Source organism: Commensalibacter nepenthis, assembly GCF_029953305.1.
GTDB classification, from domain to species: Bacteria; Pseudomonadota; Alphaproteobacteria; order Acetobacterales; family Acetobacteraceae; genus Commensalibacter; species Commensalibacter nepenthis.
This window is the reverse complement of the sequence record NZ_JASBAN010000001.1, coordinates 2,044,420-2,057,135: the sequence shown is the minus strand read 5'-3', so window position 1 is coordinate 2,057,135 and position 12,716 is coordinate 2,044,420. Positions and strand designations below refer to the sequence as shown.

Annotated in this window: 12 protein-coding genes; 6 read left to right on the top strand and 6 right to left on the bottom strand. The window is 36.7% G+C overall.

Annotation, left to right across the window (positions count from 1 at the left end; genetic code table 11):
- Nucleotides 1-113 precede the first annotated feature (113 nt).
- The gene (locus QJV33_RS09665) at nucleotides 114-2,942 is read left to right on the top strand and encodes an ATP-dependent DNA helicase (RefSeq protein WP_281463130.1); all 2,829 of its coding nucleotides are present in this window, start codon (nucleotides 114-116) and stop codon (nucleotides 2,940-2,942) included.
- Between the two features lie 84 nt (nucleotides 2,943-3,026).
- Here the strand turns inward: QJV33_RS09665 and QJV33_RS09660 are convergent, their stop codons facing one another.
- From QJV33_RS09660 to groES, 5 genes are all read right to left on the bottom strand, one after another.
- Nucleotides 3,027-3,230 (bottom strand): cold-shock protein, encoded by a 204-nt coding sequence (locus tag QJV33_RS09660; RefSeq protein ID WP_271788514.1) that lies wholly within the window; start codon nucleotides 3,228-3,230, stop codon nucleotides 3,027-3,029.
- 361 nt (nucleotides 3,231-3,591) lie between these two features.
- Nucleotides 3,592-3,828: a hypothetical protein gene (locus tag QJV33_RS12040; protein WP_408869677.1), complete on the bottom strand. Its 237-nt coding sequence runs from the start codon at nucleotides 3,826-3,828 to the stop codon at nucleotides 3,592-3,594.
- Between the two features lie 47 nt (nucleotides 3,829-3,875).
- Nucleotides 3,876-4,196: a hypothetical protein gene (locus QJV33_RS09655; protein ID WP_281463129.1), complete on the bottom strand. Its 321-nt coding sequence runs from the start codon at nucleotides 4,194-4,196 to the stop codon at nucleotides 3,876-3,878.
- 179 nt (nucleotides 4,197-4,375) lie between these two features.
- A complete protein-coding gene (groL, locus tag QJV33_RS09650; RefSeq protein WP_281463128.1) occupies nucleotides 4,376-6,031 on the bottom strand; it encodes a chaperonin GroEL in 1,656 nt (551 codons plus the stop codon).
- Nucleotides 6,032-6,098: 67 nt separating this feature from the next.
- Nucleotides 6,099-6,389 carry a co-chaperone GroES gene (groES, locus tag QJV33_RS09645; protein ID WP_034337605.1) on the bottom strand — a complete coding sequence of 97 codons (291 nt, stop codon included), beginning with the start codon at nucleotides 6,387-6,389 and terminating at the stop codon, nucleotides 6,099-6,101.
- A gap of 495 nt (nucleotides 6,390-6,884) precedes the next feature.
- Between groES and htpG the strand changes: the two genes are divergently transcribed.
- From htpG to QJV33_RS09625, 4 genes are all read left to right on the top strand, one after another.
- Entirely contained in the window at nucleotides 6,885-8,732 is a 1,848-nt protein-coding gene (gene htpG / locus QJV33_RS09640; protein ID WP_281463127.1) for a molecular chaperone HtpG, read from the top strand.
- A gap of 1 nt (nucleotide 8,733) precedes the next feature.
- Complete coding sequence (locus QJV33_RS09635; protein WP_281463126.1) at nucleotides 8,734-9,396, top strand: nicotinamidase; 663 nt, start codon at nucleotides 8,734-8,736, stop codon at nucleotides 9,394-9,396.
- Between the two features lie 6 nt (nucleotides 9,397-9,402).
- Nucleotides 9,403-10,119 carry a DNA alkylation repair protein gene (locus QJV33_RS09630; protein ID WP_281463125.1) on the top strand — a complete coding sequence of 239 codons (717 nt, stop codon included), beginning with the start codon at nucleotides 9,403-9,405 and terminating at the stop codon, nucleotides 10,117-10,119.
- Between the two features lie 107 nt (nucleotides 10,120-10,226).
- On the top strand, nucleotides 10,227-11,114 hold the full coding sequence (locus QJV33_RS09625) for a hypothetical protein (RefSeq protein WP_281463124.1): 888 nt from the start codon (nucleotides 10,227-10,229) through the stop codon (nucleotides 11,112-11,114).
- Nucleotides 11,115-11,154: 40 nt separating this feature from the next.
- Here QJV33_RS09625 and panB read toward each other — a convergent pair whose 3' ends face one another.
- Nucleotides 11,155-11,979 carry a 3-methyl-2-oxobutanoate hydroxymethyltransferase gene (gene panB, locus QJV33_RS09620; RefSeq protein WP_456305225.1) on the bottom strand — a complete coding sequence of 275 codons (825 nt, stop codon included), beginning with the start codon at nucleotides 11,977-11,979 and terminating at the stop codon, nucleotides 11,155-11,157.
- Nucleotides 11,980-12,116: 137 nt separating this feature from the next.
- Between panB and QJV33_RS09615 the strand changes: the two genes are divergently transcribed.
- The gene (locus tag QJV33_RS09615; RefSeq protein ID WP_281463122.1) at nucleotides 12,117-12,713 is read left to right on the top strand and encodes a cysteine hydrolase family protein; all 597 of its coding nucleotides are present in this window, start codon (nucleotides 12,117-12,119) and stop codon (nucleotides 12,711-12,713) included.
- The last annotated feature ends 3 nt before the right edge of the window (nucleotides 12,714-12,716 follow it).

Here is a 12,716-nt window from a genome sequence, read left to right as displayed (position 1 = left end):
TACCTGCCCTCTATAAATACAAATTAAATTATAAAAAAACAAAAATAGTTGTTCTATTAAAACACATAAGAAATTAGAATATCATTATATATTCTTAAACTGTTAGTAAAAAAATGTTTTTAGACAAATATTCAGCACTCACCATCTATCAACATCAATGTTCTCTGATGACTTCAGAAGGAGAATTGCTTGATTTGTCTATTGAACAAACAGTTGAAAAAATTGATAAAGAAACTGCAATTTTTGTTATTCATGCGCCCATCACCTATCGTAAACTACACTCCCCTAAAAATCTTAATCCACATGAATGGTACGACCTTCTTGAGCTTGCAGCGTTTATTTATCCAACAAAATCTTTTGGTTTAACACCCCAAAGCATGGCGCATGCGCTTGACATTCCTTGCCCGGAACCTGTTACAGCTGATTTCCTCTTCATAATCATCGATCATCTTGTCCAGCATTTGCAAGATAAACAACGCCTTTTTCCGTCTGAATCCTTGCAAGCTCAAGGGGCAGCATTATTTTATGCACAATGGAAATGGGCACCTTTAATTATCGATATTTTAAATATCACATTGCCTATTCCATCAAACCAACTGCAACCGACTGACAGTTTAAAAATATGGCGTGGGCTACCAAAATGGCAAGACACCCCTCCTCGTTCACCACCAAGACAACAGCCCTTGCAGCGCAAAGAAACATTGCAACGCTTATCCGAGCTTTTAGGTCCACAAGCTGAAACAAGAATGGGACAAATTGACTTTGCCGATATTTCTCGAGCTGCTTTTGAACCCCGTAATCATCCAGATTGCCCCAACGTTGTCCTTGCAGAAGCAGGCACAGGAACAGGCAAAACTTTGGGATATATGGCACCTGCCACCTTATGGTCGGAACTGAATGAAGGAACCGTTTGGATTAATACCTATACCAAACATTTACAACGTCAAATCGAAGAGGAATTTACTCGGCTCTATCCCGATCCCGATATCAGAAAAGAACATGTGATTGTTCGTAAAGGGCGTGAGAATTATTTATGTTTACTGAATTTAGAAGAACATATCAACACATTCTCACAACATTCATCCCACAATAAAATTGGTTTTATACTTCTATGTCGATGGGCAGAGGAAACCAATGATGGCGATTTATTTGGTGGCGATTTACCCAATTGGTTTAATGATTTATTTAATGAAAGAATTTTATACCAACTGGCTGAACGTAGAGGAGAATGTATTCACGGAACTTGCCCCCATTATCAATGTTGCTTTGTTGAGAACTCCATTCACAAAGCCCAGAATGCAGATATTGTGATCGCTAACCACGCCCTTGTGATGAAACATATCTCTTGGCACAGCATGAATAAGTCACCAGAGCAACCTATTTTTCCAACACGCTTTATTTTTGATGAGGCACATCATTTATTAGACGCTACAGACAGTGCTTATTCTGTTGCGTTCTCTCTATTAGAAACAAGCGAGCTTCGCCGTTGGTTATTAGGCAACGAAGGCAATAAAACACGCTCTAAAGGTCTTAAAAAGCGCCTTCATGACGTTATCATTGGAGAGAACAAACTAGAACGCTTATTAGAAGATATTTTGCAAGCAACACATAGTTTACCCGTTTTGAACTGGTCATTTCATTTTTCAACCGAGCCAGACGAAAATTATATTCCCAATAGTAATCCGACAGAGTATTTTTTCTATCACGTATATATGCAAATCTTAGCACGGTCTCAAAAGAATACCTCTTCTATTCCTAGCCCAAACTATTATGACCAAAATGAATGCGATTTATTCCCTATTTTACCAGCGTTAAAACAGCAAGCTGCTATTCTTTCTGAATGTTTTTTACAAATTCTAACGCCTTTATCTCAGTTTATCCAGACATTGGAACATAAGCTAAAAGCAGATATTGATACGCTGGATAAATATTCCAAAGAACGCATTGAAACCACTATCAGTTCTTTACAAAGACGCGCTGTTAATCCGTTAAGCGTATGGGTTGATTTGTTAAACCTCTTAGATCAACCAGAGCAAAATCAACAAGAACCCCAAACCCATGTAACCTTTTTAAAGATTAAAAAATCTGGCACACATATTTTAGATATTGGTATCTTTCATCATTGGTTAGACCCAACGCTACCTTTTATGAAAACAATCGCCAATTATGCACATGGTATGATCTTAACCTCTGCTACGCTCAGAGATGACAGCCAACACGATACCGAAGCCACTTGGCATGCCGCCGAAAAACGCGTAGGTACGCCCCATTTGCCATTTGCCCCTATTCGTGCTTCTTTAGCTTGCCCTTTTGATTATTCGCAACAAGCTCGAGTATTCATCATCAATGATTTAAATAGCCTTTCGATTAATAATTTATCCCATGCTTATTTAAATTTGTTTCTGGCATCCAAAGGTGGCGCTTTGGGATTATTTACAGCGATTCAACGCTTGAAAGCCGTTCATCAACAAATTATTCAACCACTCGAAGCACAAAATATCTCTCTGTTTGCACAACATGTTGATCCCATCAATAATAATAGTCTCATTGAACTGTTTAAATCAGAACAACATTCCTGTTTACTCGGCACAGATGCCATGCGGGATGGAATTAATATCCCAGGCAATTCACTACGATTGGTTGTTTTTGAAAAAATGCCTTGGCCTAGACCTGATATTCTTCATCGTGAGAGACGAAAATATTTTTACCCAGAAAGCCCTAATCTTTACGATGAACAATTAGTACGTTTACGATTAAGACAAGCATTCGGTCGTTTAATTCGAACTCAAAATGATAAAGGTGTTTTTGTTATTTTAGACCGACGAACTCCGACTCGGATATTGTCAGCATTCCCAACAGGTGTTGAGATTACCAGAATCTCTTTGCAAAATGCCATCACCTCTGTACAGGATTTTTTAAAGGATACAGTTTTAGAGCCATAAAATACAAAACCGGCTCTCTTACAAGAACCGGTTCGCTTACGGTAACGAGCTAACTCTAATACCAGTAATCCAATGATTTAAAACTTATAAAGGCTTTAAATTTGCTGCAGCAGCTTTGCCACGTTCTGTCACAATTTCGTAACTTACACGTTGATTTTCTTTTAAATCACGAAGACCAGCCGCCTGAACTGCTGTGATATGAACGAAAACGTCTTTACCACCATCTTCAGGTACAATAAAACCAAATCCTTTTGTAGGATTAAACCATTTCACGGTTCCAGTTTGCATTAACCGCGTATCCTTTATCTATTAGAGAACCAAGTCCTTGAAAAACAGACCTGATATCAGAGTTAAAATATCTAAATAAAGCTATTACACTTTATTTACTTTGGGAGAAAGAATTAGAACAACTCTTTCTGATTGCTATTTGACACAGAAAAGAGGTCTAATGTCAAATAAAATATAAAAAAATATGTAAAAAAATTAATTTTTTTCTTATTTATTAATATTAAGCCCTTAGTTATTAATAAAAAATTAATATTTATTAACAATAATACCTATTCGTTATTTCAGTGTAAATATATTTAATAGCCCTTACATCTCATAGTAAGTTAAAAGTTAAAATTAACATTCTTATTGCTTCTTTTATTTAGCAGGTAATCCCCACTGATTTGCTTGAGGTTTTGTATCCGTAGAGCACCAAACAATAAATACAAACGACTAGAAATGACATAACAAATGCCATACCAAACACATTTGCAAAGTCATTTATCTCTATTCCATAAATACCTCCATAATAAGAATTATACCTGTATTGATTAGCCGCTATAAAATAAGTAACAATACTTATAATAATCGATGGAATTATTTGTATAAAACATATCATTAAAACAAAATTCCAAAATTCGCTGCGCCTTGCTCGTCCAGAAAAATTTACATAATTCCGCATACATTTTTAAACCAAAACATCGTTCCACAAGTTTTTTCAGCTTCTAATTTGATTTTATGAGCTTCTAAAATTTCTGAAGATTGCTCATTATAGTTAACACTACCTGAGTCATTTTCCTGAGAACCAATACTATATATATTTATGGCTTCATCTGATTTACTTACTTCAAAATCGACTTTTTTTCCTTTTTCAGGAGCAAAAGCTTCTTTCCAGTCTTTCCCGATAAATACATAACGTTTACCATCGTCCCCTGAAATATAGCCTTTATTTTCTTGTATCGAAAACTGTAATATAATCCCTCTCATATACCCCTACCCCATTTAGATTCATAATTTGCGGCGCTATACTAGATATATTGCTGAACAAAAATTATTAATTTGTTAAAACTCATAAAAAATCGCTATCTCTTTCAAGATAGCGATTCCAAAACCTAAGAGGCGTCCCTCTTTTTATTTTTTAAGCAAATAAGCGTATTAACGTTGGACTAGAAGCCCATTCCGCCCATACCACCCATTCCGCCCATGCCATCCATACCAGCACCAGCATCAGCTTTTTTCTCTGGACGTTCAGCAACCATAGCTTCGGTTGTGATTAATAGACCAGCAACAGACGCTGCATCTTGTAATGCCGTACGAACAACCTTAGTCGGATCAATAATACCAGCTTGCACTAGATCTTTATATGCACCTTCTTGAGCATCAAAACCAAAACTGTATGTGGTATTTTCAAGAACTTTACCAGCAATCACTGCACCATCTTCACCAGCATTTTCAGAGATTTGACGTAAAGGAGCTTGTAAAGCACGACGAACGATTTCAACACCAACGCGTTGATCGTCATTGGTATGAGATGCTATTTCAGCAAGTTTCACAGATGCACGAGCTAATGCTGTACCACCACCAGGAACAATACCTTCTTCCACAGCTGCACGAGTTGCATGTAAAGCATCGTCAACACGATCACGACGTTCTTTCACTTCAACTTCAGTAGAACCACCAACGCGAATAACAGCAACACCGCCAGCTAATTTAGCCAAACGTTCTTGTAATTTTTCACGGTCATAGTCAGAAGTCGTGTCTTCAACTTGTGCACGGATTTGGTTACAACGACCTTTAATTTGTTCAACGTCACCAGCACCTTCAACAATGGTAGTGTTTTCTTTGTCAATATGCACTTTTTTAGCATTACCAAGCATTTTCAATGTAACGCTTTCAAGTTTAATACCAAGATCTTCGCTAACCACTTGTCCGCCAGTAAGGATCGCAATATCTTCTAACATTGCTTTACGACGATCACCAAAACCAGGAGCTTTAACAGCAGCAATTTTTAAACCACCACGAAGCTTATTAACAACTAGGGTTGCTAATGCTTCACCATCGATATCTTCAGCAATAATCAATAATGGACGACCACTTTGAACAACACTTTCCAATAATGGCAACATTGGTTGTAAAGAAGATAATTTCTTTTCATGGATAAGGATTAAAGGATTATCCAAATCAGCTGTCATTTTTTCTGAGTTGGTTACGAAATATGGAGAGATATATCCACGGTCAAATTGCATACCTTCTACAACATCTAATTCTGTTTGTAGACCTTTTGCTTCTTCAACAGTGATAACACCTTCTTTACCAACTTTTTCCATAGCTTTGCTGATCATTTCACCGATTTCAGCTTCACCATTTGCAGAGATTGTTCCAACTTGAGCAATTTCAGCTTGAGTAGAAATTTTCTTTGTTTTTGATTGTAGTTCTTCAACAACAACACCAACAGCTTTGTCAATACCACGTTTTAAATCCATCGGGTTCATACCAGCAGCAACTGATTTTAACCCTTCACGAACGATTGCTTGAGCCAATACGGTTGCTGTGGTTGTACCATCACCAGCAATATCGTTGGTTTTAGAAGCAACCTCACGCACCATTTGTGCGCCCATATTTTCGAATTTATCTGCAAGTTCGATTTCTTTTGCAACAGACACACCGTCTTTGGTAATACGAGGTGCACCAAAGCTTTTATCTAATACAACGTTACGTCCTTTTGGACCTAAAGTTACTTTTACTGCATCTGCAAGGATATCGACACCACGTAGCATACGTTGACGTGCATCAGCACCAAATCTTACATCTTTGGCTGCCATAATTCATTTCTCCAAAATAAAGTTAAAGTCTAAAATAGTAACGAATCGTTAATAAAGAATTGTAGTATTAACCAACAATCCCCATAATATCGCTTTCTTTCATGATCAGAAGATCTTCACCATTGATTTTTACTTCTGTGCCTGACCATTTGCCGAATAATACTTTGTCGCCAGCTTTAACATCTAGGGCAACAATTTGACCTTGCTCGTTACGAGCTCCAGGTCCTACGGCAACGACTTCACCTTCTTGAGGTTTCTCTTTTGCTGTTTCGGGAATAATAATACCACCAGCAGTTTTTTCTTCACCATTTAAACGGCGAACGACCACACGGTCGTGCAGAGGACGAAAATTCGTCATTTGGATCGCTCCATATTTCTATATAATGCCCTTCTATGAAAGCAGCATTATGGGTTTTAACTACGCGCGTTTTGCCGCGTTACTCCAAAATATATCAATAAGTTGGTTGATATATACGTTTATAATTTATGTGTTACTTGTAACATTGTCAAGAAAATTTAGACCTGTTTTAGTGAATAATTTGATCGAAAAATATCATTTAATTCGGTCTTGTTGCAAATAGCTAGTTATGCTACAATTAATCCACAATGTCGGATAGTTTAGACAGGTATTCTATTATTTAGACCGAATATATTTTGGATAAGCTTTATTTGTTCGTTGATTGTCCATTTTTTTAAAGCCAAGTCCTTTTTTTATCCAGAGGATGGCTTCATATCCTTAAAATCTGTGCCATTACGTTTACCCTCTTTATTTTTTATCCCTATTTATTGTATAATATTACTCGAAAATTTAAAAAACTATTTTTATTCAACAATGATAAGGAAGTCTATTTTTATGAGTATAGAAACATCTGCACCAAAAGAAGAACAACATCACTTTAGTGCCGAAGTCGAACGTCTAATGGATTTAGTAGTTCACGCCCTTTATTCGGAAAGAGAAATATTTTTAAGAGAATTAATTGCAAACTCTGCCGACGCAATGGACAGAAGACGCTTTGAAGCATTAACCAATGAATCTTGCGCGCTTCCTGCCACCCCTCAAATTCGCCTCACCATTAATAAAGAGGCCCGTCTTTTAACCATCAGTGATGATGGTGTTGGTATGAGCAAAGAAGAAATTATCCAAAATCTAGGAACGATTGCGCGTTCTGGGACGCGTGCTTTTGAAAAAGAACTAAAAGATGCAAAACCAGAAGATCGTCCTAATTTAATTGGTCAATTTGGGGTTGGATTTTATTCGGCATTTATGGTAGCCGATAAAGTCGAAGTCATCTCTCGCCGTGCAGGAACAGAGGATTCTTGGAGCTGGACATCCGAAGGTAAAGGTCAATATACCATAGCTGCAACAACCCGTGAGACCGCAGGAACAACCATTATTCTGCATATCAAAAGCGATGCTGATGAATATTTAGAAGGCATGCGCTTAGAAAATATTATCCGTAAATGGGCAGATCATATAGCTTGGCCAATCACCATTAAACAAGGTGAAGAAGAAAAAAATGCTAATGCAGGAACTGCTTTATGGCGTAAATCTCGTAGTGAAATCACTGACGAACAGCTAGAAGATTTCTATCGCCACATTACCCATTTATTCGATAAACCTTTGGCAACATTATTATGGCATGCTGAAGGTGTATTTGAATTCACCTCTTTACTCTTTATCCCAGGGATGATTTCTCCTTTTGAACCAGTAGATCAAGAAAGAAAAAGTAAAGTTCGCCTGCATGTTCGTCGTATGTTTATTACCGACGAAGCAGAAATGCTACCGGCTTGGCTACGCTTTATCCAAGGGATCGTGGATACAGAAGACTTACCATTAAATGTATCTCGTGAAATGTTACAAAACACCCCTGTCTTGGCACGTATTCGTAAAGCATTAACCAATCGTGTCATGTCAGAGTTGAATAAACTTTCAGAAGATACAGAAAAATATGAAAAATTCTGGAATTTATTCGGTGCGATCTTCAAAGAAGGTCTTTGGGAAAATGGAGAACATTCAGAAAGCATTCTCAAACTTTCTAGATTTTATTCTTCTACCCAAGAAGGGTTTACAACCCTGCCAGATTATGTGTCTCGGATGAAAGAAAATCAAGAAGCAATCTATTATCTTGCCGGGGATTCCAAAGATATTCTTGCATCTTCTCCTCAATTAGAAGGATTTAAAGCGCAAGAGATTGAAGTATTACTCTTTACCGATGCCGTTGATGCGTTCTGGCCAGATCGCGTCGGTAAATATGCCGATAAACCTTTACGCAGTATTACTCAAGCCAAAGAAGATCTTGAAAAACTGATGGGCGATGTCGAACATGTAAACAGCGAAGAAGAAGAAGGGCTGTTAAAATCTTTAAAAGAAATCCTAGCTGATAAAGTTACTGAAGTTCGTACAACACAACGTCTTGTTGACAGCCCTGTGATTTTAGCCGCTTCTGCTGGTGGGCCAGATTTACAAATGCAACGCCTAATGCGTCGTAATGATAAAACAATGCCTTCTCCAGCACCTGTGTTGGAATTAAATCCCAATCATCCTTGGATTAAATCTTTGGTATTAAAAGCCAAGAATGGCAAAGATATTAGCGAAGAAGCGAATATCCTTCTTGACTTGGCTCGCGTTCAAGATGGTGAAATGCCTGTTGATCCAACATTGTTCGCACGTCGTATTGCGACATTACTAACAGGTAAATAAAATGACAATGCACATTAATCAACAAACCGATATTTTGGCTGTGATTGATGTGCAAAATGACTTTTTGCCTGGTGGGGCATTAGGGGTTAAAGATGGAGAGCTAATTATTCCTGTCATTAACCACCTATTGACCCACCGCTTTCAACGCTCTTTTGCCACGCAAGACTGGCATCTTAAAAATCATATTTCATTTGCTAAAAACCATTTGGGTGCTAAGCCTTACGACGAAATAGAACTGCCTTATGGTCGACAAACTTTATGGCCATCTCATGCTATTGAAAACACATTTGGTGCAGAATTATCTTCTGACTTACAGCAACAATATTTCCACATGATCCTTCGCAAGGGATGGCATCAACATATTGATAGCTATTCCGCCTTTTATGAAAATGACCAAATAACTTCAACAGGATTAATGGGCTGGTTACAACATATCGGAATTAAGCGAATTTTCTTTACTGGACTAGCGGAAGATTTCTGTGTTGCCTATTCTGCCCAAGATGCTGTTAAAGCTGGATTTGAAACTTATATTATTCAAGATGCAACTAAGCCTGTTAATTTGCCCACACCCAACGGAAAAACAACAGCTGATTTACAAAGAGAAAAGCTACACTTTCTTAACGTAAACTATATTCATAGCTCTGAAATTCTAAGCTTTAACTGATATATTATGTATCCCATTACTCAGGAATGTAAAACACTAACAGAATGCCTGAATATAGATCAAGAAGCTCTGGCTCGTCATGTTTTTCCTGATTTACCTTCAGAAATATTTGATAAAATTCACCATGCGTCAAAACTGGGCATTCTTAAAAAAATGCAAGCAATAGGGAGCATTTTATATCAACAATATGAATTACAAGCAGCATTATCCCTTTGCCACAACCATTCATCTGACATTGTTAGAGGATGGACATGCTTCATCATTGGCGCAGCATCCAATCTTACCGTAGAAGAAAGATTGTCTTATATTCTTCCTTTGGCAGATGATACTCATTTTGGAGTCAGAGAATGGGCTTGGTTAGCATTACGTTCGCATTTAATTAATCATTTAGAGCAAAGTTTTGCGCTTCTTGCCCCACTTACACAATCTCCATCTGAATTGATACGGCGTTTTTCATGTGAAATATTAAGACCCAGAGGCGTATGGTGCCCCCATATTCCTGCCCTGAAACAAGACCCTTCCCCTGGTTTAATTATCCTTAATCCTTTAAAGAGTGATCCCTCAATATATGTGCAAGATTCTGTATCCAATTGGTTAAATGATGCTTGTAAAACCCAACCAGAATGGGTGCAAATGATTTGTCAACAATGGCTCAGTGAAAGCCCATCTATTGCCACTCAAAGAATTTGCAAAAGAGCTTTACGGAGTTTAAAATCACAATAATACAAAAACCAAATTCCCTCTAATGATTTATTGTGTTTGTTGTTTAATCGTAACTAAACTTATGATATCAATTAAAAAATTATGCCTATAATATCAAAAGGTAAATTATGACAAAAAATACAGGTAAAGAATATGAAAAATTCGTCAAAACTATACAAGAAACGATCCTAAATTTACCTAATTCAGATCTTCTGCCTACTAAACGTATGACTGTTGAGCTTAATAAAATCATTAATGGCAGAGAGTTTGATTTATATTGGGAATTTGAGTTTGGCGGAATTACATATAGAAATGTCATAGAATGTAAAGATTATACATCAAAAATTAGTGTTGAAAAAATTGATGCTTTTTTAGGAAAAACAAGAGATATTCCTGATCTTCGTTTAATCTATGCTACTAAAACTGGGTATCAAAGCGGCGCAATAGAACGTGCTGTGCAATATAATATCAGTTTGTTAAAAGTTAGAGAATGTAATGATGAAGATTTTATAGCCGAAGATGGCACTCTATTAATACGACATTTAGAAATAAAAATGATAATGATAATGATACCCTCTCCAAGAATAACCTCTTTTTCATTATTTACTGATGGTTCTTGGCTAAAATCACAACCTAATCTAAATCAAGAAAAAATCAATAATAGAATTAAGGAATCGAGTTTCAATGAAGATATGTTTTTCAATGATAAAATTACTAACAAACAATACTCTTTGTTAGATTTACAAAATTCACTCAAAGAAATATCTCCTAATATTGAGTATATAAAGATGGGAACTTATAGTAAAAAATTTAAAAACTGCTTTGTAGAATGTAAAAGTGATAATTTTAAATTTAAAATTAAAGGTTTTGATCTTACGTATGAGTATTCAAGAAAGCTAGTAGAAACAAACTTAAATATAGATTTAACAAATCAAGTGTTTGGTATTATTTATAACCAAATCACTGGTAAAAAACAGATAATATTCAACAATAAAGAAGTTAAAGATTTAAATTAATGCCATGATCTATTTTTTTATTAATCACGGCAATTAATCTTTAATCCTTCTTAGGCTGAAAACAATATTCCATACTTGGAAAAGCCCTAGAACGAACTTCCTCTGCATATTGCTTCACAGCGTCTTGCATGGTGTGCCCAACATTGGCATAACGTTTTACAAATTTGGGTTTAAATCCTTGAAACACGCCAAAAATATCATCACAAACCAAGACTTGACCATCACAAGCTGGCGAAGCACCAATACCAATCGTAGGAATAGAAAGCTGTTGTGTAATGGTTTCTGCAACGGGTTCCACTACCCCTTCTAATACCACAGCAAACGCCCCTGCATTGGCAATTGCATGGCTATCACGAATGACTTTTTGCACTCCAGCATCATTCTTACCCGCAACTTTAAACCCACCCATCATTTGCACAGCCTGAGGCATTAAACCAACATGGCCACAAACGGGAATATTTCTTTTGGTTAGGAACTCCACCGTTTCGGCCATTTCCTCTCCACCTTCCAGCTTTACTGCTGCGGCACCTGTTTCTTGTAAAATACGAGATGCCGTGCGAAATGCTTGCTCTGGACTTTCTTGATAAGAACCAAAAGGTAAATCCACCATTACACAAGCATGTTTTGATCCGCGCATAACCGCTTGACCATGTGCAATCATCATTTCTGTTGTAACAGCTAATGTTGTATCCAATCCGTAAATAACCATTCCCAGTGAATCCCCAACCAAAATCAGATCAACATGTTCGTCCATTAATTGAGCCACTGGGGTTGTATAAGCAGTCAAAGAAACGATGGGTTCTTTACCTTTTTTGGCTACAATATTTGGCACGGTTAAACGTTTTATGGGTGTATTACTCATCAATAATTACTTTTCTTCTAACAAACTTATAAATAAAATTTTGTAAAACAGTAAATTCTATTTACTATTAACTGTGATATAGTACATCGTTTAAAAGTAGAATGTAAATTATTTAACTTAAAATTTTAAAGGTTATTTCAATGACAGCCTCACAAACAGCTCTGATTTTAATTGAATATCAACATGATTTTATCTCTGAAAATGGTGCTTTACATGAAGGTGTTAAAGATTGTATGCAACAAACCAATATGCTAGCAAACAGCCAATCTGCATTAAAAGCAGCCAGAGAAAAAGGAATAACCATTATTTATTCCCCTATTAGCTTTTCCAATAATTATCGTGAAATTAGAAAACCAACTTATGGTGTTTTGCAAAATGTTGTTGCAACCAAAGCATTTCGTCAAAATAGCTGGGGTGCAGAAATTGTTGAGGATGTAAAGCCTTTGCCTAATGAAATTATCCTTGAAGGTAAACGTGGGTTGGATGCTTTTTATAGCACTAATCTTGATTTTATTTTACGCCAACTCGATATCCATGCTGTTGCGATTTGCGGGTTTTTAACCAATTGTTGTGTTGAATCAACCGTGCGCACAGCTTATGAAAAAGGCTATGATGTTACAACACTCAGCGACTGTTGTGCCACTTTGAGTATGCAAGAACATAACGTTGCTTTGGAAAAAGATTTAACCCTTTTTTCACATGTGTTAACGCATACAGAATGGTTACAAACCATTTAATAT